Annotated in this window: 16 protein-coding genes; 8 read left to right on the top strand and 8 right to left on the bottom strand. The window is 66.5% G+C overall.

Annotated features, from left to right (window positions below):
• Positions 1-43: 43 nt before the first annotated feature.
• Positions 44-2008 (bottom strand): protease modulator HflK, encoded by a 1965-nt coding sequence (gene hflK / locus PSEEN_RS12470; RefSeq protein WP_011533871.1) that lies wholly within the window; start codon positions 2006-2008, stop codon positions 44-46.
• Between the two features lie 295 nt (positions 2009-2303).
• Here hflK and pmrG point away from each other — a divergent pair, with 295 nt between their 5' ends.
• A complete protein-coding gene (gene pmrG / locus PSEEN_RS12465) occupies positions 2304-2990 on the top strand; it encodes a lipopolysaccharide core heptose(II)-phosphate phosphatase PmrG (protein WP_044488071.1) in 687 nt (228 codons plus the stop codon).
• 1 nt (position 2991) lies between these two features.
• Complete coding sequence (locus tag PSEEN_RS12460; protein ID WP_011533869.1) at positions 2992-3825, top strand: phosphatase PAP2 family protein; 834 nt, start codon at positions 2992-2994, stop codon at positions 3823-3825.
• Here the strand turns inward: PSEEN_RS12460 and PSEEN_RS12455 are convergent.
• Complete coding sequence (locus PSEEN_RS12455) at positions 3776-4792, bottom strand: transporter (protein ID WP_011533868.1); 1017 nt, start codon at positions 4790-4792, stop codon at positions 3776-3778. The two genes, PSEEN_RS12460 and PSEEN_RS12455, sit on opposite strands and share 50 nt — an antisense overlap.
• A gap of 146 nt (positions 4793-4938) precedes the next feature.
• On the opposite strand from PSEEN_RS12455, the gene ahr reads away from it, so the two are divergent.
• On the top strand, positions 4939-5958 hold the full coding sequence (gene ahr / locus PSEEN_RS12450; RefSeq protein WP_011533867.1) for an NADPH-dependent aldehyde reductase Ahr: 1020 nt from the start codon (positions 4939-4941) through the stop codon (positions 5956-5958).
• Between the two features lie 84 nt (positions 5959-6042).
• On the top strand, positions 6043-7005 hold the full coding sequence (locus PSEEN_RS12445) for a ribonuclease Z (protein WP_011533866.1): 963 nt from the start codon (positions 6043-6045) through the stop codon (positions 7003-7005).
• A 123-nt stretch (positions 7006-7128) separates the two neighbouring features.
• Here the strand turns inward: PSEEN_RS12445 and PSEEN_RS12440 are convergent, their stop codons facing one another.
• A complete protein-coding gene (locus tag PSEEN_RS12440) occupies positions 7129-7347 on the bottom strand; it encodes a hypothetical protein (protein WP_011533865.1) in 219 nt (72 codons plus the stop codon).
• A gap of 216 nt (positions 7348-7563) precedes the next feature.
• Positions 7564-8382, bottom strand: coding sequence for a polyphosphate kinase 2 (gene ppk2 / locus PSEEN_RS12435; RefSeq protein ID WP_011533864.1), 819 nt, complete (start codon positions 8380-8382; stop codon positions 7564-7566).
• 234 nt (positions 8383-8616) lie between these two features.
• Here ppk2 and PSEEN_RS12430 point away from each other — a divergent pair, with 234 nt between their 5' ends.
• The 4 genes from PSEEN_RS12430 (at position 8617) to PSEEN_RS12415 (ending at position 11745) form a co-directional block, all read left to right on the top strand.
• The gene (locus PSEEN_RS12430) at positions 8617-9249 is read left to right on the top strand and encodes a hypothetical protein (protein ID WP_011533863.1); all 633 of its coding nucleotides are present in this window, start codon (positions 8617-8619) and stop codon (positions 9247-9249) included.
• Positions 9250-9497: 248 nt separating this feature from the next.
• The gene (locus PSEEN_RS12425; RefSeq protein WP_011533862.1) at positions 9498-9707 is read left to right on the top strand and encodes a hypothetical protein; all 210 of its coding nucleotides are present in this window, start codon (positions 9498-9500) and stop codon (positions 9705-9707) included.
• Positions 9708-10014: 307 nt separating this feature from the next.
• Positions 10015-11319, top strand: coding sequence for an MFS transporter (locus PSEEN_RS12420; protein WP_011533861.1), 1305 nt, complete (start codon positions 10015-10017; stop codon positions 11317-11319).
• A 114-nt stretch (positions 11320-11433) separates the two neighbouring features.
• Positions 11434-11745 (top strand): hypothetical protein, encoded by a 312-nt coding sequence (locus PSEEN_RS12415; RefSeq protein ID WP_011533860.1) that lies wholly within the window; start codon positions 11434-11436, stop codon positions 11743-11745.
• Positions 11746-11897: 152 nt separating this feature from the next.
• On the opposite strand, the gene PSEEN_RS12410 is transcribed toward PSEEN_RS12415, so the two are convergent.
• From PSEEN_RS12410 to PSEEN_RS12395, 4 genes are read right to left on the bottom strand one after another with little or no spacing between them, the layout of a single operon-like run.
• A complete protein-coding gene (locus tag PSEEN_RS12410) occupies positions 11898-13382 on the bottom strand; it encodes an efflux transporter outer membrane subunit (RefSeq protein ID WP_011533859.1) in 1485 nt (494 codons plus the stop codon).
• Complete coding sequence (locus PSEEN_RS12405; RefSeq protein ID WP_011533858.1) at positions 13379-16489, bottom strand: efflux RND transporter permease subunit; 3111 nt, start codon at positions 16487-16489, stop codon at positions 13379-13381. Before PSEEN_RS12405 ends, PSEEN_RS12410 begins: the two co-directional genes overlap by 4 nt.
• Entirely contained in the window at positions 16486-19584 is a 3099-nt protein-coding gene (locus tag PSEEN_RS12400) for an MdtB/MuxB family multidrug efflux RND transporter permease subunit (RefSeq protein ID WP_011533857.1), read from the bottom strand. The genes PSEEN_RS12405 and PSEEN_RS12400 overlap by 4 nt, the downstream gene beginning before the upstream one ends.
• Positions 19581-20873: an MdtA/MuxA family multidrug efflux RND transporter periplasmic adaptor subunit gene (locus tag PSEEN_RS12395; protein WP_011533856.1), complete on the bottom strand. Its 1293-nt coding sequence runs from the start codon at positions 20871-20873 to the stop codon at positions 19581-19583. Before PSEEN_RS12395 ends, PSEEN_RS12400 begins: the two co-directional genes overlap by 4 nt.
• Positions 20874-21011 lie beyond the last annotated feature (138 nt).

Genomic DNA, 21011 nt, shown 5'->3' with positions numbered 1-21011 from the left:
TGATCGTGGCCACACGCGTGGTGGGCATGGGGGGCGTGAGAGCTCAATGGGCGCGCTCCTGCTGAGGTCTGGAAGTGGTCGGGTCGACCGGCGAGGCGAATGTGCGCAAGTCCAGGGTCGGGGCCTGGGCCGCGGTCAACCGGTGGTCGATGATCAAGGCATTGCCGGCGGCCAGCCCCTGGCTCAGGCGCGCCAGGTACTGCTCGAGGATGAAGGCCTGGCCGGCCTGGCGCCAGGCCGCGCTTTCGGCCTTGAAGGCGATGTCCTGGGCCTGTGCCCTGGCGGTGATTTCGTGGGCATCGGCGCTGGCCTTGTCGGTCTGCACAGCGGCGTTTTGCCGGGCCAGGGCCGCCTGCCGGGCGGCCTGGCCACGCTCCTCGGCGACCAACGCCTGGGCGCCGATCTGCGCCGCCTGCACGCCGTGATAGGCGTTGGCCGCGCCGGCCGGTGGGTGGATCGCCTCCACCGCCGTGGCGAGTATTTGCACGCCGCTGTCCAGACGGTCGAGGTCAGCTTGCACGGCGTTGCCGATGTCCCGCCCAAGGGCTTCGCGCTGCGCGCCCAGCAGCCCGTCCAGCGAGCGATTGGCGAAATCGTGGACCAGCACCCGGTTGGCAATGCTGCGCACCAGTTGCGCGACATCGCGGGTGTGATAGGTGGCGGCGATTGCCGAGGCATCGTCCAGGCCGATGCGATAAATGAAGCGAACGTCCATGTTGACGATCTGGAAGCTCTGCCGGCCGCCGTCACTGCCCGCGATGACCTGGGCGTTTTCGGCAACGTGGGCGGCATCCCACAGGCGGTTGGCGCTGACAGGCGGTGGCCCTTCGGCATCGCTCAGCGGGTCGGCCAACCCGGCGTCACCCGAGGTGGCCAGTTCATGGAGCGTGCCGTTGTCCACCGCCAGTACCCGCCCCAACGGCCAGGGCAAGCCTACATGCAGCCCGGGCGGATAGACTGCCACGGGGGCGCCAAAGCGCTCGTACACCCCGCGGCCGTTCATCGGCACCTGCACCACGCCCGTCAGCAGCCACCCCACCAGCGCCACCAGCCCAGCCACCGGCAGCAAGGCCCGGCGCATGAAGCCGAATGCCCAGACCTGCCGCAGGTCGATACCCAGGCGTTGCTGCAATTCGCCCTGGAGGAACGCCAGAGGCCGTGGTGGCCACTGCAGCAGTCCGGCCGTCAGGCTGTTCGCCACCAACGTCGGCTCCTCGCGCGGGCGCTGTGGGCGGAACACCGATAGCACGGCCCGAAGCAACAGTTCCAGGGCCAGCAGGCCGGGCAGGATGGCGATCAGCACCGCCAACCGCGCTGGCCACAGGCGCAGGCCGTCGGCGAACACCAGGCAGGGAATGGACAGCACCTGGACGGCGATGACCAGCCGCACCACCGCAGCCAGGGCGCCGGCCTCCGGCCAGTCCGACGCAGCGGTCGCCATCAGGTGACGCTCGAACACCAGCAAGCCGAAAGCGATGGCACCGAACACTGCCATCGCGACCCAGCCAGGTTGCCCCGCCAGCGCCGGCGCCGGCAGGTCGAGACGCCAGGCACCCGCTAGCACGACCAGGGCGAGCAACGCCAGGGCCGCCAGGCGCAAGGCATCATGGCCGACCCGCTGCAACTGCTTGCGCCAGGCATCACCGATACGCGCCAGCCAACGTTCATAAGCATTCGCCGGTGGCTCGTCCTCGGGTGCCTGGGCGCGCCAGAACGCCAGTTGCGCCGGCCGCTCGCCCAGGGCCTCGGCCCGCCAACTGACCGGCGTCCACACGGACTGCGCCACCGCGCCGAGCAGCATGAGCGCCGCAGCGTTGACGGCCAGCAGCACGGTCCAGTGGCTGACAGGTGCGAACAACCCGACCAGGAAAGCCAGCAACCACAACAGGCCCGCGCCCAGCAAGGTGCAGTGGCTGAGCAGTACCAGGCGGCGCGCCTGGCCGAGCGATTGCTGGAAGCGTGGCATGCCCTCCAGGTCCAGGTCCGCGGTGTCCAGATTGACGCTCATGGGGGCTCCAGGCTTGGTGCGCAGCCGAACGGGAAATAGCGGCCGTGCATGTGACGACGGGCGAGTTTATTTCGTTATGTTATAGCGACGCACGTGAAAATATCGTCTGCCCGTTCATCCCGCTCACGCCCTTCCTTCCACAACCGTGACGCGGGTATGCCGCCGGGCCGGCCCCGCACTTTTTTCACATCCGCCTCACCCTTCGCCAACATCTGCCTTCTTACAGTGCAGCCACTTTCGGATGGGCTGCCTTAGCGCGCCTTGTCCGCTCCTTGCGCTTTCACGGAGTGTTTGCATGTTGCAGGGCACCCTCGATAAAACCGCCACGCTGAAAACACCCAAGGTGTTCCGCTGGTCCTCCCTGGCACTTGTCGTGGTCGGCTTGTGTGCGTTGCTGGCACTGGTGGCGGCGACCCGCTGGGCAACTTCCACGCAGGTCGCCGACCTGCGCAGCGCGCAGCAGATGCGCAGCCAGGGTGTGTACGGCGAATGGGCAGCGGGTTCGATGCTCGTCCTGGTGCGCCATGCCGAGCGTTGCGACCGCTCCCGTGCGGCCTGCCTGAACGACCCCACCGGTATCACCGTTGCCGGCAGCCAGGCCGCCGAAGGGGTCGGCGCTGGCCTGCGCCAGCTGGGCCTGGACAGCGCCGACCTGCTCGCCAGCCCCGAGGTGCGCACCCAACAGACAGCCGCCTTCATGTTTGCCAAGCCCATTGCCACCCAGGAATGGCTGGCGCAATGTGACCAGGAATTCAGCCAGGCGGCCTTCGCCCACAAGCGTGCCGGCCACAACCTGGTGCTGGTCACCCACAGCGGTTGCATCGACCAGCTCGAACGCACGTTGGGGGTCGCTGGCGGCGAACGTTCGAGCAGCTACGCCAGCGCCCTGTTCGTCACCCTGGGCAGCAATGGCAAGGCCCGGATCCTTGGCCAGATGAACGCCACCCAGTGGCGCAAGCTCGAAGTCGGCAAGGGAGCCTGACATGCCATTCACACCGCGTTCTCGTTTCTACCTGAACAACCTCGGCCTGCCGCTGCTACTGTCGGCGCTGGTGTTCATGCTGTTCGACCTGACCAGCCTGGACCGCTGGCTCAGCAACCTGTTGCTGGATCCGGCGACCGGCCAGTTCGTCTTCCAGCACAATGCCTGGTTCGAGAAAGCCACCCACAAGTGGCCGCGGATTCTCCCTGACTGGACCGGCGAACTGGCCGTCATCGGCCTGCTGCTGTCATTGCTGTGGCCGTTGTTGCGCCGCTACGCGCCAGCGACCCGCGCCGTCGAAGGCATCCGCGTCGCACCGCTGCTGCGCTTCACTGCCGATCACCGGCGCGACTTCCTGTATGTCGTGGTGGCCTTCGCCCTGTGCACTGGCGTCATCCACTACCTCAAGAGCCACACTGGCGTGTACTGCCCCGTGGAAACCACCCTGTACGGGGGCAGCGAGGCGCATCTGGAGTGGTACCAGCAATTCACCTGGCTGGACAAGGCCGGGCCTGGCCGCTGCTGGCCGGGCGGCCACGCTTCCAGTGGTTTCACCTTGCTGGCCCTGTACTTCGTCGCCCTGCGCCACCGCTGGCCCCACGCCCGCAAGCTGTTGCTGGCAATCCTGGTGGTCGGCTTCATCTATGGCACCACCCGGGTATTGCAGGGCTGGCACTACATGTCCCACACCTTCTGGGCCGGGATCTTCGTCTGGCTGACCAGCTGGGGCACGGCGCTGGTGTTCTACGGCCGGCCCGCGCTGCAGGCGTCGGCCGCCGCCGAGGTCAGTAGTCCCCGCGCTTGCGAAACGCCCAGCGCCCTGCAATTACCGTGAAGGTCACCACCAGCGCCACCAGCACCCAGAAACCGTGAGGGTCGTCCGCCAGCGGCACGCCACCGACGTTCATGCCGAAGAAGCCGGCGATGATGTTGATCGGCAGGGCCAGTACCGTCACCACGGTCAGGGTGAACAACGTGCGGTTGTTCTCCTCGGTGAGCTTGGCGGCGATCTCTTCCTGCAGCAGCTTGATCCGCTCGCCCAGGCTGGTCAGGTCGTTGATGATCACCGAGAACTCCTCGGTGGAGGCCCGCAACTGGCGGATATCCTGCTCGCCCAGCCACTCGGGCGGGCGGTTGAGCAGGCGCAGCAACGAACCGGGCTCCAGGGCCAGCAGGCGCTGCAGGCGCACCAGCACGCGGCGCAGGCTGCTGAGCTCGGCACGGTTGTCGCTCAGGCGCAGCGATAGCAGCTGGTCTTCGATGCGGTCGACCTTCAGGGTGGTTTCACGCACCACCTGGGTCAGCAGGTCGCTCTGGTCGCGGACCAGATGCACCAACAGTTCCACCGTGGAGCCGAAGCACTCCCCGCGCTTCACCGAAGAGCGCAACTCGTCCACCGAATGCAACGGCTGCAGCCGGGCGCTGACCAGCAGCCGGCTGCGTGCGCAGGCCCAGAGTGTCGATACATCGGACGATACCAGGCCGAAGCTGAACACCAAGTCGTTGATCACCGCCAGCAAGGCCGAATCGACGTGCTCGATGCGCGTGGAGCGCGACCCTTCGCGCAGGGTCTCGAAAAAGGTTTCCGGCAGGTCGAGGTTGCTCTTCATCCAGCGCTCGCAGGCGGCGTGGGCGAGGTTAAGGTGCAACCAGAGGAACTCGTCGCTGTGGTCGGGCGCGAGCAGGCGCGTCGTCGCTTGCGCCGCGTCGAGCTCGCGGCCCGGCAGGCCGGGGCGGAATACATAGGCGTAGAGCAGGCCGTGCAGGTCCGCTTCATGGTGGGGCGTGGTGGTGTTGAGCATGCGCGATGCGATCCGGAAGTGTCCTGGCATCCTAGAGTCAGCCTCATGACAAGTGCATGACAGTTTCACGGCCCTGCCCGCCCGCCAGGCTGCACTACACTTTCCACGCCTTGCCTGCATCACCTTGCCTACCTGGAGGTGTCCCCATGAGCAATCCCACGTTCACCGGTTGGGCCGCCACCGCGCCCGGCGCGCCGCTGCAACCTTACCGCTACGATCCGGGCCCGTTGCCCGACGACGAGGTGGAGATCGCCGTCGAGTACTGCGGCGTGTGCCACTCCGACCAGTCGATGATCGACAACGAGTGGGGCCTGAGCCGCTACCCGTTCATTCCCGGCCATGAAGTGGTGGGCCGCATCGTGCGCACTGGCGCGCAGGTCAGCGGGCTCGACGCCGGCCAGCGGGTGGGCGTGGGCTGGTACAAGGGCAGTTGCATGCACTGCGCGTCGTGCATGGCCGGCTCGCACAACCTGTGCGGCTCGGTGCGCCCGACGATCATCGGCGCCAACGGCGGTTTCGCCGACCACATCCGCGCCCACTGGGCCTGGGCCGTGCCGCTGCCCGACACGCTCGACCCGGCCCTGGCCGGCCCGCTGTTCTGCGCGGGCTCCACGGTGTTCAACCCGATCCTGGCCTATGACGTCAAACCCATCCACCGGGTTGGCGTGGTCGGCATCGGCGGGCTCGGTCACCTGGCCGTGCGCCTGCTCAACGCCTGGGGCTGCGAGGTGACCGCCTTCACCTCATCGCTGGCCAAGCAAGCCGAGGCCCAGGCGCTGGGCGCGCACAAGGTGGTGGCGTCCACCGACAGTGCGGCGCTCGAGGCGATCGCCGGCACCCTGGACTTCCTGCTGGTCACCGCCAACGCCAACCTGGACTGGACGGCGATGATCGGCACCTTGGGCGCACGTGGCCGGGTCAACTTCGTCGGGGTGGTGCCCAGCGCCATACCGGTGCATGTGTTCAACCTGATGCCGCAGCAGAAGAGCCTGTCCGCCTCGCCCGTGGGCTCGCCCGCGAACATGGCCACGCTGCTGGCGTTCTGCGCCCGTCACCAGGTGCTGCCGCAGGTCGAGCAGTTCCCCATGAGCCAGGTCAACCAGGCCATCGACCACCTGCGCAGCGGCAAGGCGCGCTACCGGATAGTCTTGGACGCCAGCCGCTGACACGCTTTGCTCGCAGCCGCAGCCGTGCTAGCCTCCGCGCGCGCCGCGCAATGCGGCGCGTCGTAAACGTCAAGGAGTCAGGCAATGGACCTGCAGTTTCTGGGCACCTCCTCCGGTGTGCCCACCAAGGCCCGCAATGTAAGCGCAACCGCCGTCATCGAAGCCACCGGCCACGGCTGGTACCTGGTCGATTGCGGCGAGGGCACCCAGCACCAGTTGCTGCGCAGCCCGCTGTCGATGCGCGACCTGCGCGCGATCTTCATCACCCATGTCCATGGCGACCACTGCTTCGGCCTGCCGGGGCTGCTGGCCAGCGCGGGCATGTCCGGGCGCAAGGCGCCGCTGCCACTGATCATGCCCACCGCCCTGCACGACTGGGTGCGCCAGGGCCTGGCGGCCAGCGACACCTACCTGCCGTTCGAGCTGCAACTGCAGGCCCTCGAAACGTTCGACGGTTTTACCTGCGGCAATATCCAGGTCGGCAAGGTCGAACTGTCCCATCGGGTGCCGTCCTACGGTTTCGTGTTCGATGAACAGGACCCCGAGCCACGGCTGGACACCGCGCGCCTGCAGGCCGACGGCGTGCCGGCCGGGCCGCTGTGGGGTCAGCTGGCCCGTGGCATGACGGTGGAGCATGAAGGACGCCAACTGGATCCTCAGCACTACCTCCAGCCCCAGCGCCCGCCACAGCGCATCATCGTCTGTGGCGACAACGACCGCCCGGAGTTGCTGGCCGAGCTGGCCAAAGGCGTGGACGTGCTGGTGCACGAGTCGACCTTTACCGAGCCTGTGGTCGAGCGCGCCCAGGCCACCTTCGGCCACAGCACCGCCGCCGCGGTGGCGCGGTTTGCCGAAGCGGCGCAGGTGCCGAACCTGGTGCTGACCCATTTCAGCGCGCGGTATCAGGGCGCTGGCGCGGCACGTGGCAGCTCGATCGAGGATGTACGCGAAGAAGCGTTGGCGCATTACCGCGGCAATCTGGTTCTGGCGCAGGATCTGCAGCGCTATCACTTGGCGCGTGATGGCCGGTTGGTCGAGGTCTTGTAGGAGCGGCTTCAGCCGCGATGCAGGCAACACGCTGGTGGCACCCGCTTCGCGGGTGATCGCGGCTAAAGCCGCTCCTACAGCTTCAGAACCGTGAGCGTCCCCCTTTTCTTTACCGCACGCGTATCAGTCGTCGTGCAGCAGCCCGGAACTGTACTCGCCAAAGCTGTTGCTCAACGCGTTACCGTGGAAATTCATCTGCTGTCCACTGTGCGTCGGCCCCGGACCAAACCCCGCCGGCGCCACGGAGTCGACCGAGTAGTCGTTTCGGGTGCTCACACCGGAACAGGCGCTCAACAACACAGCACCGGCCACCAGTGAAACTTTGACGAGGTTAGCGATCATTTTTGACTTCCTGTGGCGTTGAGGCGCGGGAACATGGCCTTTTGGTGTTTATCCTAGGCTTCGTGATGACGGTTCATCATGAAACTTTTCCTGCTTTGCTTCGATGCGCTTAACCTGCCATACCGCACCCGCTGTAGGAGCGGCTTTAGCCGCGATGCAGGCACCACGGGGCACCCGCTTCGCGGGTGATCGCGGCTAAAGCCGCTCCTACAGGTTTCAGAACCGCTGCGCGACCATCTTGAACGGATAAGGCGCAGCCTTGTACTTGCCGATCTTGCCGCGCTTGGGCAGCGTGACCTTGTGCGCCTGGCTTAAATCCTTGTAAGAGATCTGCTGCAGGAAGTGACTGATAATGTTCAGTCGCGCCTTGCGCTTGTCTTCCGAGCGCGCCATGTACCACGGCGCCCAGGAGGAGTCCGAGGCGGCGAACATCTCGTCGCGGGCGCGGGTGTAGTCATCCCAGCGGGTATAGGACTTCACGTCCATCGGCGACAGCTTCCACAGCTTGCGGCCATCGTCGATGCGGTCCTGCAGGCGCCGCGCCTGCTCCTCGGCGCTGACTTCCAGCCAGTACTTGATCAGGATGATCCCCGACTCGACCATCATCCGTTCGAACATCGGCACCACGGTGAGAAACTTCTGCGCCTGCTCGTCGCTGCAAAAGCCCATCACCCGCTCGACGCCGGCGCGGTTGTACCAGCTGCGGTCGAAGATCACCACTTCGCCGGCGGCCGGCAGGTGGGTGAGGTAGCGCTGGGCGTAGATCTGGGTCTTCTCCCGTTCGGTCGGCGCCGGCAGCGCCACCACCCGGAACACCCGCGGGCTGACCCGCTCGGTGATGGCCTTGATCGTGCCGCCCTTGCCGGCGCCATCGCGGCCTTCGAAGACGATGCATACCTTCAGGCCCTTCTCCACCACCCACTGCTGCAGCTTCACCAGTTCCACATGCAGGCGCTTGAGCTCGCTTTCATACGCCTTGCGCCCCAACCGCTTGCCGTCGTCACCCTTGCGTTTCTTGCCCTCGGCCTTGGCCATCTGCCTGCTCTCCTGGAAGGTCCCCGGTCACCCCGGTGACGCCGGGGCGGATCAGAGCAGTATGGATGACCCCAGGTTTTTCACCCGCCCCAACACCCGGCGATGGCGCGCGCAACCCCACCAATATGTCCAGATGCCATGATTGCGGCCGCTCTGGCTTGCAGGTTTTAATCCCGACCCGACCGGCTTGGCCGGTGCTCGCTGCGCAATTGGCAACTACAAGGAAGCCTTACGATGAACAGGAAGATCGTACCGCTGGCCCTGCTGGCCACGCTGTTCGGCTGCTCGGCCGGCCAGGACACCCGCGAAGCCAGCTTTCGCCAGGCCGCCCAGGCCTACCTCGACACCCAGTACCCGCACTGCTTCGTGATTACCGCCTTCCCCGCCCGCACCCGCGACTTCGACGTCGACGGCACCAACAAGGCGCTGCGTGCCCTGGCCAAGGTCGGCGTGGTCAGCGAACGGGAGATTTCCCGCACCGAGGTGCCCGAGCGCCTGTGGCAGCCGGCTCGCACCGACATCTATTACGCCTACGAACTCACCGACGAGGGCCGCAAGTACTACCGCGCCGACGCCGTGAAACGCGCGGACGGCGGTAGCACCGGCGGGCTGTGCTTCGGCAAGGCCCGGCTCACCGACATCTCCGCGTTCAGCAAGCCTGCCGAACGCGAAGGCCGCAAGGTTTCGCAGGTGACCTACCGCTACCAGGTCACCGACCTGCCGGGCTGGGCCGGCGATGAAGCGGTGCAGGCCGGCGTCATCGGCCTGGGCCAGGCTGCCGGCAGCGCCGCGAAGCCGCTCGAGGAGACCCGCGCCATGGTGTTGACCGACCAGGGGTGGGTGCATGAGCGGTTGATCACCCGGTGATCGTGAGACTGGCTCGATTCCTGTAGGAGCGGCTTCAGCCGCGAAAGGGTCGCAAAGCGGCCCCGGCATTTTCTGCATCAAGGCTGAAATCCTGGGGCTGCTACGCAGCCCTTTCGCGGCTCAAGGCCGCTCCTACAGGTGCCGCGCTGATCCTGCTTCTTAATCCGGGGAAAATCCTGCCCCGCCATCATGGCCGTCAACCGGTCGCTACCCGACTGCACTGACCACCCATGATGGAGATGACTTCGATGAAACCCCTGCTCTGTGCCCTCGCCCTGCTGACCATGACCTCGATGACCACGGCATTTGCCGAGGGCGGCGCCGACCGCCTCAAGGAGCGCAGCGACCAGTGGGCCCTGCAACGCCAGCAAGCCCAGGAGACCGTGGCAAAAGAAAGCCTGCGTCAGGCCCCGCCACAGGCAGAAGCACGCACCAACACCGACCGCTCATCGAGCTGACTGGCACCCCGGTGAACAACAGGGGGACCTGCGGCCTCTCGTCGCAGCCAGGTCCCCCTTTTCAAATCCCCCACAGCCCGTAAAATCGCGCTTCCTTTTCGCCCGTCGCCCACCCCGGTGGCCAGCGCCCGCAAGGACCGCGTCCGTGCCTCGCCACATCGCCCATGTGCACCAGGCTCAACCGCCCCCGCCCGGCCTTTCCCGCAACAGGCCCAGCGGTTGACCCTTGCCCAGGTTGCAGCCCGCCCCGGCTCGCCGGCTGTAGCCGAAAAGGCGCACATCCGCGTTTTCCAACCTTGAGGTACGTATGTCTCCGCGTTTGCTGGCGATGGCGCTGGCACCCCTGCTCGGCCTGTTCATCATTGCCCTGGGCAATGGCTTCATGTCTTCCCTGACCACCCTGCGCCTGGGCGCTGCCGGCGAGTCGGCCACCACCATCGGCGTGGTGTCCTCGGCCTACTTCATCGGTTTGACCCTGGGCGCGGTGTTCAACGACCGGCTGATCCTGCGCATCGGCCATATCCGCGCCTACAGCAGCTTCGCCGCGCTGATCGGCGCGACCATCCTGCTGCAAGGGCTGTTCTACGACACTACCTGGTGGTCTGTGTTGCGCCTGCTCAACGGCTGGGCCGCGGTGGGCGTGTTCCTGGTGATCGAGAGCTGGCTGCTGCTGGCCGGCGACGCCAAGATCCGTGGTCGCCTGCTGGCGCTGTACATGATCGCCTTCTACGGCGCCGGGGTGATCGCCCAGGCCACCCTCGGCGAAATCACCAGCTGGGGCGACACCGCGCCCTTCATGCTCGCCGGCATGCTGGCAACCCTGTCGGTGCTGCCGATCGTGATCCTGCCCCGCGTGTCGCCGTTGCTGGACCAGGTCGAGCCGCTCAAGCCACGCCAGCTGCTGGGCGTAGCGCCCACCGGGCTGGTCGGCTGTTTCGGTTCGGGCGTCGCCATCGCGGGTATCTATGCCCTGCTGCCGCTGTACCTGCAGCGCATCGGCCTGGACATCGGCGAGATCGGCGACATGATGGCCTGGGTGATCCTCGGCGCCATGCTGCTGCAATACCCGGTCGGGCGCTGGTCCGACCGCAAGGACCGCCAGGACGTGCTGATCACCCTGGCCGCCGCGTGCGTCGTGTTGTCGGTACTCATCGTGTTGCTGCCCACCGACACCGTGCTGCTGCCGGCATTGCTGTTCCTGCTGGGCGGCGGTGTGTTCGCGCTGTACCCGGTGGCGGTCAGCAGCGCGGCCGACCGGGCGCCGGCCGATGCCCTGGTGCCGATGATCCAGGGTCTGCTGCTGATCAACTCGCTGGGCTCGGCCATGGCACCGCTGGCCATCTCGCCAATGATGATCTCCTACGGTGAAGTCGGCCTGTTCTGGGCCTTTGCGGTGATCAACCTGGCCATGGTCGGCTTCTTCCTCTGGCGCCGCGGCAAGCGCCCGGCACCGGAACACCCTGCCCCGTTCGCGCCTACCGCAACCTTCTCGCCGAGCGGCGCCGAACTGCGGGTGACCGAGGATCTGCGCCAAGCGGCGCAGGAGCATCCGACGCTGGATGCGATGGATGGTGGCGTGGCGACGCCAGCACCACGGCCTGATGCCCATTGAGCCTGCGCTGCGGAGGCGGTCATCGCCTCCGCACAACCGCCCGTCGCCCGATGGGCACCTCAACCCTGTGACAGCGGCCCAAACCATGACAAATCATCCGAAAGGAGACGCATCATGGTCCGCATTCGCCCCCTTACGCTGCTCCTCGCCTTGTCCTTGGGGATCGCCTCCACCGCCAGCCACGCCGTGACCGAAATGGAGGCCGCCAACGGCAAGCCCCAGGCCGAGAGCCCTCAGGGCAAGACGGCGGGTGAAGGCAGTAGTGTCAACAGCCCGGGTGGCAGCAAGGATAACGATGCCAGCGATACCGGCAGTAATTCCGATGCTGCGGACAGCAGCACGGGTGGGTCGAACAATACCGGTGAAGCCACGGGCAGTGGCGCGGGGGCTTCGGGCGGGACGGCCGAAGATCAGGACAGTCGCTGAGTACGGGGGCGCACCCCAGGTTCGCCGGCAAGCCGGCTCCTACAGAGGGTTGGCGTACTCCACCCGGTAGGAGCCGGCTTGCCGGCGAATGCGCTCTGAGGGCAGGCGCCAACCGGCCAGGAACACACATGACCCAAAGCCCGTGAAATTGGTCACTGCTCCGCCAACGCCTGCTGGGCATCCCAACCGCCCCCCAGCGCCGCAATCAACTGCACACTCGCCACCAACCGCCCCTGCAGCAGGTTCAGCACGCTGCGCTCATTGCTGAGCGCCGTGGTCTGCACGTTCACCACATCCAGGTAGCCGATCAACCCCGCCTTGTACTGGTTCTCGGTCAACCGCAGCGACTCCCGCGCCGCCGCCAGGGCCTCCTGGCGCACCCCGGCTTCGTCGGCGTACACCTTCAGCTGCACCAGGTAGTTCTCCACTTCCTTGAACCCATCCAGCACGGTCTGGCGGTACTGCGCCACGGTCTGGTCATACACCGCGACCGTACGGTCCACCTCGGCGCTGCGCTTGCCGGCATCGAACAGGTTCAAAGCCAGCTGCGGCCCGACCGACCAATACCGGTTGGGCAACTCGATCCAGTTGCTGAAGCTGCTGCTGGAATACCCGCCGCTCATGCTCAACGACAGGTCCGGGAAGTACGCCGCCCGGGACACGCCGATGTTCGAGTTGGCCGCCATGACCTTGCGCTCGGCCGAGGCGATATCGGGCCGTCGCTCCAGCAACTGCGACGGCAGCGACACAGGGATCTGCGGCAAGGCCGGGATAGCGTTGGTAGCGGCCAGGGCGAAGTCGGCCGGGGCCTTGCCCATCAGTACGGCGATGGCGTTCTCGTACTGCGCCCGCTGCCAGGCCAGGTCGATCAGGTCAGCCTGGGTGCTCTTGAGCTGGGTGCGCGCCTGGGCGACCGCGTCGGGGCCAGCCACGCCGGCGCGGTACTGGTTTTCGTTCATCTTCAGCGAACGCTCGTAGGCGGCCACGGTGGCCTCCAGCAAGCGCTTCTGTTCATCGATCACCCGCAATTGCAGGTAGTTCTGCACCAGCTCCGACTGCTGGCTCAGGCGGATGGCCGCCATGTCGGCGAGGCTGGCCTCGGCGCTGGCCTCGTTGGCATTCATCGTCTCGCGCAGCTTGCCCCACAGGTCGATCTCCCAACTCACGCCGAGCTGGGCGTTGTAGGTGTTGCGGATACCGCTGCTGTTGTTCGACAGGCTGGAGCTGGAACTGCCGGTGCCCTGGGCTGACCGGTTCTTGGTGGTGGTCAGGTCGAGCGAAGGGAACAGCGCGGCGCGGCTGCTGCGCACCAGGGCTTGCGCCTGACGGTACTGGGCTTCGTACTGCGCGACGGTCTGGTTGCTGCGGTTGAGCTCCTCGACCAGCGTGTTGAGCTGCTGGTCGCCATAGATCTCCCACCAGGCGCCCCGGGCGATGGCATCCGACGGGTTGGCCTGGGTCCAGCCTTCGGCCTGCTTGAACTGCGCCGGGGTGCTCAGCTCGGGGCGGTGGTAGTCGGGGCTCAGGGTACAGGCGCTGAGCATTGCCACGCACAAGCCCGCACCGAGCAGGCGCGAGCCGCGCCCCTCGGTCAGCAGCTTGAGGGCACGGTGCAGGCGGGTCTGGGCAAAATTCATAGCGGGGTATCCAGGGCAGCGTCGGTGCGCACGCCGCGCCAACGGTTGAATCGGTGGCGCAGGCGGTCGAGGTACAGGTAGACCACGGGCGTTGTATAGAGGGTGAGCACCTGGCTGAACACCAGGCCACCGATGATGGTCAGGCCGAGCGGCTGGCGCATTTCGGCACCCTCGGCACTGCTCAGCAGCAAGGGCAGCGCACCGAGCATGGCGGCCAGGGTGGTCATCAGGATCGGCCGCAGGCGCAGCAGGCAGGCGCGGCGGATCGACGCTTCCGGCGACAGGCCCTCATTGCGCTCCAGCTGCAGGGCCAGGTCGATCATCAGGATGGCGTTCTTCTTCACCACGCCGATCAGCAGGAACAGCCCCAGCAACGAGATCAGGCTGAACTGCCCGCCAGTCAGGTACAGCGCCAGCAAGGCGCCGACACCGGCCGAGGGCAGCGTGGAGAGGATGGTCAACGGGTGGATGTAGCTCTCGTACAGGATGCCCAGCACCAGGTACACCAGCACCAGGGCGCCGAGAATCATCAACGGTTGGCCCTGGGTGGTCTTGCTGAAGGCATCGGCCGTACCGCCCAGCTTGGCGATCACCGATTCGGGCAGGCCGAGCTTGGCCACCGCGCGCTCCAGCGCCGCCAGGGCCTGGTCGGGGCTGTAGCCCTCGGCCACGTCGAAGTTGATGCTCTCGGAGGCGAACTGGCCTTCGTGGCTGACACGGTCGTTGGCCAGGGAGTTCTCGTAGCGGGCGAAGGTCGACAGCGGCACGCGGGCGCCGTCGGCGGTGATCACCTGCACCTGCTCCAGGGTGCTCGGGTCCCAGGCGAACTTGGGGTTGATCTCCAGCACCACCTGGTACTGGTTGAGGCTGTCGTAGATGGTCGAGATCTGCCGCTGGCTGTAGGCGTTGTTGAGCACGGCGGTGACCATGTCCATGTCGATCCCCAGGCGCTTGGCCTGGTCACGGTCGACCACCAGCGTCACTTGCTGGGTGCCGGCGCCGTCGCGGGCATCGATGGCGGTCAGCTCCGGCAACTTGCGCAGCTCGGCGGTGACTTTCGGGAACCACTCGCGCAAGGCTGCCAGGTCGCCGCTCTGCAGCGTGTACAGGTACTCGGAGGTGCTCTGGTCACGGCCACCGCCGCCCAGTTGCAGGTCCTGGTCGGCCATCAGGTACAGGCGCCCGCCCGGGACCTTGGGCAGTTCCTTGCGCAGGCGGTCGATCACCTTCTGCGCGTCCTCCTTGCGTACATTGATGGGCTTGAGGCGCACCAGCACGAAGGCGTTGTTGGTGCCGCTGTTGCCGCCGATGAAACCCGCGACGCTCTCCACGGCCGGGTCCTTGAGCAAGGCGCGTCGGTAGATTTCCATCTTCGGCTGCATCACGCTGAACGACAGGCCGTCGTCGCCACGGATGAAACCTTGCAACTGGCCAGTGTCCTGCTGCGGCATCAAGGTCTTGGGCACTACCACATAGAGCGCGACGTTGAGCACGATGGTGGCCAGCAGGCTGAACAGGGTAAGGCGCTTGTGGCGCAATGCCCAGCCCAGGCTCCGGTCATAGCCCGCCACCATGCGTTGGTGAACACGGTCGCTCCAGCGTTGCAGGCGGGTCTGCTGCTGTGGGCCATGGACCTTGAGCCAGCGCGAACAGAGCATGGGGGTCAGGGTCAGCGACACCACCAGCGAGACGATGATCGCCGCCGCCAGGGTGATGGAAAACTCCTTGAACAGCCCACGGACAATGCCACCCATGAACAGGATCGAGACGAACACCGCCACCAGCGAGACGTTCATCGACAGCAAGGTGAAGCCCACCTCCTGCGCGCCCTTGTAGGCGGCGCGCATCGGCTTCTCGCCGTTCTCGATATGCCGCGAGATGTTCTCCAGCACCACGATGGCATCGTCCACCACCAGCCCGGTGGCCAGGATCAAGGCCATCAGCGACAGGTTGTTCAACGAGAAGCCGCACAGGTACATCACCGCGAAGGTGCCCACCAGCGACACCGGCACCGCCAGGCTGGGGATCAGCGAAGCCCGCAGGTTGCCGAGGAACAGGTAGACCACCAGGATCACCAGCACCACGGCGATCAACAGCGTGTGCTCGGCCTCCTTGAGCGTGGCCTTGATCACCGGCGAGCGGTCCATGGCCACGTTGAGCTTGACGCTGGCCGGCAACAGCGACTGCAAGGCCGGCAGCTCGGCCTTGATCTGGCCGACGGTCTCGATGATGTTGGCGTTGGTCTGGCGGTTGATCACCAAGAGCACCGCGCTTTCGTCATTGAAGAAGCCGCTGTTGTAGCGGTTCTCCACGCCGTCGGTGACCTTGGCCACGTCGGACAGGCGCAGGATCGCGCCGTTGGCCTGGCGGATCACCACCGGCTTGTAGTCTTCGGCCTTTTCCAGCTGGTCGTTGGCGCGCACCTGCCAGTTGCGTTCCTGATCCTCGACGAAGCCCATGGGCCGGCGCTGGTTGGCGTTGGCCACGGCGGTGCGCACGTCGTCCAGCGACAGGCTGTACTGGTTGAGCAATTGCGGTTCCAGCTCGATGCGCACGGCGGGCAGCGAGCTGCCGCCGATCTGCACTTCCCCTACTCCACTGACCTGGGACAGGCTCTGGGACAGGATGGTATCGGCCAGGTCGTACAGCTTGCCCTTCGATAGCACATCGGAGGTCAGCGACAGCACCATGATCGGTGCCTGGGACGGGTTGATCTTCTTGTACGTGGGCATGCTGCGCATACCGCTGGGCAGCAGGTTGCGGGTGGCGTTGATCGCCGCCTGCACCTCGCGCGCCGCGCCGTCGATGTCACGGCCCAGGTCGAAGCCGATGATCACCCGGGTCGAACCCTGGTTGGAACTGCTGGTCAGGGTGGTGACGCCGGCGATGGCGCCCAGCTTGCGCTCCAGCGGCGTGGCCACGGTGGAGGCCATGACCTCCGGGCTGGCGCCAGGCAGGTTGGCCGAGACCACGATCACCGGGAAGTCCATCTGCGGCAGCGGCGAGACCGGCAGCAGGCCGAAGCTCACCCCACCCAGCAACATGATCGCCAGGCTCAGCAGCATGGTGGCTACCGGCCGGCGAATGAACGGTCCGGACAGGTTCATGCTTCGGCCTGCTGTTGCTCGGTGGCTGGGCGCCAGCGGCGCGCCAGGCGGTCGAAGTACAGGTAGATGACCGGCGTGGTGAACAGGGTCAGCACCTGGCTCACCAGCAGCCCGCCGACCATCACCAGGCCCAGCGGCTGGCGCAGCTCGGCGCCGGAACCGGTGGCGAGCATCAGCGGCACGGCGCCGAACAGCGCGGCCAGGGTGGTCATCAGGATCGGCCGGAAGCGCAGCAACGCCGCCTGGTAGATGGCGTCGTGCGGGCTCATGCCCTGGTGGCGCTCGGCCTCCAGGGCGAAGTCGATCATCATGATCGCGTTCTTCTTGACGATGCCGATCAGCAGGATGATGCCGATGATGGCGATCATCCCCAGGTCATTGCCGCTGAGCAGCAGCGCCAGCAAGGCGCCCACCGCCGCCGACGGCAGCGTGGAGAGGATGGTCACCGGGTGGATATAGCTCTCGTAGAGCACGCCGAGCACGATGTACATGGTCACCACGGCGGCCAGGACCAGCAGCAAGGTGCTCGACAGCGAAGCCTGGAACGCCTCGGCGGCGCCCTGGAACTGGGTCTGCACGCCGATCGGCATGCCGATGTCGCGCTGCACCTGCTCGATCACCTTGACCGCCTCGCCCAGCGACGCGCCATGGGCCAGGTTGAACGACATCATTACCGCCGGGAACTGGCCGATGTGCGAGATGGCCAGTTGCGCCTGGCGCTGCTCGATGCGCGCCAGCGCCGACAGGCGCACCTGGCCGCCGTCGCTGGCCTTGACGTGGATCGACTCCAGCGCCTGCGGCCCGAGGCTTGCGGCGGCCTGCGACTGCAGCACCACGCGGTACTGGCTGGCCTGGGTGTAGATGGTCGAGATCTGCCGCTGGCCGAAGGCGTCGTAGAGCGCGCTGGTGATCTGCGAAACGTTGATCCCCAGGCGGCTGGCCATGTCGCGGTCGATCACCAGGTACACCTGCAGGCCCTTGTCCTGCAGGTCGCTGGCCACATCGCGCAGCTCGGGGCGCTGCTGCAGGGCCTGGACCAGCTTGCCGCTCCACTGGGCGAGCAGTTCGGCGTCCGGCGAGCTGAGGCTGAACTGGTACTGGGTGCGGCTGACCCGGTCCTCGATGCTCAGGTCCTGCACCGGCTGCATGAACAGGCGGATGCCCACCAGCTTGTCGAGCTGCGGCTGCAGGCGGCTGATGACCTGGGCGGCGGTGACGTCGCGCTCGCCGTGGGGCTTGAGGTTGATCAGCAGGCGGCCACTGTTGAGGGTGGCGTTGTCGCCGTCCACGCCGATGTACGAGGACAGGCTCTGCACCGCCGGGTCTTCGAGGATGACCTTGGCCAGGGACTGCTGGCGAGCGCTCATGGCGGCGAACGAGGTGGACTGCGGTGCTTCCGAAATCCCCTGGATCACCCCGGTGTCCTGCGCCGGGAAGAAGCCCTTGGGCACGATCAGGTACAGCACCACGGTCAGCGCGAGGGTGGCCACCGCGACCAGCAACGTGAGCGGCTGGCGCTTGAGCACCCAGGTCAGGGCGCTGGCGTAGTGCTTGATCAGCCAGTCGATCCAGGCGCCGCTGGCGCGGTAGAAGCGGCCTTGTTCCTCTTCCTTCGGTTCGCGCTTGAGCAGGCGCGCGCACATCATCGGGGTCAGGGTCAGCGACACCACCAGCGAGATCAGGATCGCCACCGCCAGGGTGATGGCGAACTCGCGGAACAACCGCCCGACCACATCGGCCATGAACAGCAGCGGGATCAGTACCGCGATCAGCGAGAAGGTCAACGAGATCAGGGTGAAGCCGATCTGCTTGGCGCCCTTGAGCGCGGCCTGCAGCGGCGTCTGCCCTTCCTCGATGTGGCGGGAGATGTTCTCCAGCATGACGATGGCGTCGTCGACCACGAAGCCGGTGGCGATGGTGAGGGCCATCAAGGTGAGGTTGTTGACCGAGAATCCGGCCAGGTACATCACCCCGAAGGTGCCGATCAGCGACAGCGGCACGGCGATCGACGGGATGATGGTGGCGGAGACACGGCGCAGGAACAGGAACGTGACCATCACCACCAGGGCGATGGCGAACAGCAGTTCGTGCTGCACGTCGCGCACGGCGGCGCGGATGGTCTGGGTGCGGTCGGTGAGCACGCTGACGTCCAGGCCCGCCGGCAGGTTGTCGGTGATCGACGGCAGCAGTTCCTTGATCCGGTCGACCACCTCGATGACGTTGGCGCCGGGCTGGCGCTGGATGTTCAGCAGCACCGCTTCGTTCTGGTTGGCCCAGGCGGCCAGGCGCTCGTTCTCGGCGCCGTCGACGATCTCGGCGACATCCTTCAGACGCAACGGCGCGCCGTTGTTGTACTTGAGGATGAGGTTGGCGTATTCCTCGGGCGAACGCAGCTGGTCGTTGGCGTCGAGCATCGACACCCGGGTCGGGCCGTCGAAGTTGCCCTTGGGCTGGTTGACGTTGGAAGCGCCGATCAGGGTGCGCACGTCGTCCAGGTTGAGGCCGTTGGCGGCCAGGGCGTCGACGTTGACCTTGATCCGCACCGCCTGGCGCTGGCCACCGGCGATGCTGACCATGCCCACGCCGCTGATCTGGGCGATCTTCTGCGCCACACGGGTGTCGACCAGGTCGTTGAGCTTGGGCAGCGGCATGGTCTTCGAGGAGATGGCCAGCGTCAGCACCGGGGTGTCGGCCGGGTTGACCTTGTTGTACACCGGCGGCGCCGGCAGGTCGCTGGGCAGCAGGTTGCTGGCGGCGTTGATCGCGGCCTGCACCTGCTGCTCGGCGACGTCCATGTTCATGTCGAGGCTGAAGCGCAACGTCAGCACCGAGGCGCCGCCGGAGCTGGTCGAGGCCATCTGCGTGAGGCCCGGCATCTGCCCGAACTGGCGCTCCAGCGGCGCGGTGACGGCGCTGGTCATCACCTGCGGGCTGGCGCCGGGGTACAGGGTCATGACGCGGATGGTCGGGTAGTCGACCTGGGGCAAGGCCGCCACCGGCAGCATTTTGTAGGCGATCAGGCCGGCCAGGACGATGGCCAGCATGCTCAGCGTGGTGGCGACCGGGCGAAGGATGAACAGGCGCGAGAGGTTCATGCGCCCGCCTTGTCGCTCGGTTCACCGGCCTGGGCCGAACCCTTCGCGCCCTGCCCTTGCAGGTGCTGGCCTGGGGTGGTCGGCACTTGCGAGCTGTCCTCGACCACCTCGACCTTGGTGCCTTCGCGCAGGCGGTCGGTGCCTTCGAGCACCAGGCGGTCGCCGGCGGCCAGGCCCTCGACGATCACCGTGTGCTCGCCATCGCTGGCGCCCACCTTGAGCTTGCGGATATTGACCTTGCTCTCGTTGTTGACCACGTAGACGAAGGTGCCGTCGTTGCCGAACTGGATCGCCGCGGCCGGGGCCAGTACCACCTGCTTGAGGGTGTCGGCCAGCAGGCGCACGTTGACGAACTGGTTGGGGAACAGGGCGTGGTCCTTGTTCTGGAAGGTGCCCTTGAACTTCAAGGTGCCGGTGGTGGTGTCGATCTGGTTGTCGAGGCTGCCCAGCACGCCACTGGCCTGCAGCTTCTGGTCGCCACGGTCCCAGGCTTCGACTGGCAGGCTGGCGCCGCTGCGGTAGCGGGCGAGCACGGTGTCGAGCTGGGTTTCCGGCAGGGTGAAGGCGACGCTGATCGGCTCGGTCTGGGTGATCACCACCAGGGCGGTGGTGTCGTTGGCCGCCACCAGGTTGCCCAGGTCCAGCTGGCGCAGGCCCACGCGACCGCTGATCGGTGCGCGAATCTGGGTGAAATCGAGGTTCAGGCGGGCATCGTTGACCTGCGCCTGGTTGGTCTTGACCAGCCCCTGGAACTGTCCCACCTGCGCTTCGGCGGTGTCGAGGGTCTGCTTGGCGATGCTGTCTTCGGCGTACAGGCCTTTATAACGGGCCAGGTCGACCTGAGCGTTCTTCAATTGCGCCTGGTTCTGCGCCAGGGTGCCTTCGGCCTGCTGCAGGGCGATGCGGTACGAGCGCGGGTCGATTTCGGCGAGCAGGTCGCCGGCCTTGACCTGCTGGCCTTCCTTGAAGTGGATCTTGACCAGCTCACCGGCCACCCGGCTGCGCACGTTGACCGTGTTGGTGGCAGTCACGGTGCCCAGGGCCTTGTAGTACAGCGGGAAATCACCGACCCGCACCGGCTCGACGCGCACCGGCACCGCCTCGGTGGAGGCACCGAAGCCTGGACGGCCGCCCATGCCCATCCCCGCGCCCCGGCCCGGGCGGCCGCCCGTGGCTTCGTGGTGGGCCGACGGCGCGGGCCACTGCCACCAGGCCAATACGGCCACCAGCAGCAGGATCAGCAGGCCGAACAGCCAGCGACGGAGGGAACGGGAATTGGAGACTTGCATGGGTCGAACGAACCTTGTTCAGAGAAAGACGGCGTGGAGAGCCTGAACGATAAGCACTGGCATCGGTTTAGCAAAGTGGCTTTACCCGCGCTTTACCTTCGGCTGACGTTGAAAAGACGGTGAACTTTAAATGAAAAC

It is taken from the genome of Pseudomonas entomophila L48 (assembly GCF_000026105.1).
Taxonomy (GTDB): domain Bacteria; phylum Pseudomonadota; class Gammaproteobacteria; order Pseudomonadales; family Pseudomonadaceae; genus Aquipseudomonas; species Aquipseudomonas entomophila.
The sequence above is the reverse complement of the archived record's forward strand: the minus strand, read 5'-3'. Positions and strand labels throughout refer to the sequence as shown.

What these genes read in the sequence shown, in the direction of transcription:
- hflK (WP_011533871.1), bottom strand. Translation starts at nt 2,008, where the DNA reads ATGAGCGTCAATCTGGACACCGCGGACCTGGACCTGGAGGGCATGCCA.
- pmrG (WP_044488071.1), top strand. Translation starts at nt 2,304, where the DNA reads ATGTTGCAGGGCACCCTCGATAAAACCGCCACGCTGAAAACACCCAAG.
- PSEEN_RS12460 (WP_011533869.1), top strand. Translation starts at nt 2,992, where the DNA reads ATGCCATTCACACCGCGTTCTCGTTTCTACCTGAACAACCTCGGCCTG.
- PSEEN_RS12455 (WP_011533868.1), bottom strand. Translation starts at nt 4,792, where the DNA reads ATGCTCAACACCACCACGCCCCACCATGAAGCGGACCTGCACGGCCTG.
- ahr (WP_011533867.1), top strand. Translation starts at nt 4,939, where the DNA reads ATGAGCAATCCCACGTTCACCGGTTGGGCCGCCACCGCGCCCGGCGCG.
- PSEEN_RS12445 (WP_011533866.1), top strand. Translation starts at nt 6,043, where the DNA reads ATGGACCTGCAGTTTCTGGGCACCTCCTCCGGTGTGCCCACCAAGGCC.
- PSEEN_RS12440 (WP_011533865.1), bottom strand. Translation starts at nt 7,347, where the DNA reads ATGATCGCTAACCTCGTCAAAGTTTCACTGGTGGCCGGTGCTGTGTTG.
- ppk2 (WP_011533864.1), bottom strand. Translation starts at nt 8,382, where the DNA reads ATGGCCAAGGCCGAGGGCAAGAAACGCAAGGGTGACGACGGCAAGCGG.
- PSEEN_RS12430 (WP_011533863.1), top strand. Translation starts at nt 8,617, where the DNA reads ATGAACAGGAAGATCGTACCGCTGGCCCTGCTGGCCACGCTGTTCGGC.
- PSEEN_RS12425 (WP_011533862.1), top strand. Translation starts at nt 9,498, where the DNA reads ATGAAACCCCTGCTCTGTGCCCTCGCCCTGCTGACCATGACCTCGATG.
- PSEEN_RS12420 (WP_011533861.1), top strand. Translation starts at nt 10,015, where the DNA reads ATGTCTCCGCGTTTGCTGGCGATGGCGCTGGCACCCCTGCTCGGCCTG.
- PSEEN_RS12415 (WP_011533860.1), top strand. Translation starts at nt 11,434, where the DNA reads ATGGTCCGCATTCGCCCCCTTACGCTGCTCCTCGCCTTGTCCTTGGGG.
- PSEEN_RS12410 (WP_011533859.1), bottom strand. Translation starts at nt 13,382, where the DNA reads ATGAATTTTGCCCAGACCCGCCTGCACCGTGCCCTCAAGCTGCTGACC.
- PSEEN_RS12405 (WP_011533858.1), bottom strand. Translation starts at nt 16,489, where the DNA reads ATGAACCTGTCCGGACCGTTCATTCGCCGGCCGGTAGCCACCATGCTG.
- PSEEN_RS12400 (WP_011533857.1), bottom strand. Translation starts at nt 19,584, where the DNA reads ATGAACCTCTCGCGCCTGTTCATCCTTCGCCCGGTCGCCACCACGCTG.
- PSEEN_RS12395 (WP_011533856.1), bottom strand. Translation starts at nt 20,873, where the DNA reads ATGCAAGTCTCCAATTCCCGTTCCCTCCGTCGCTGGCTGTTCGGCCTG.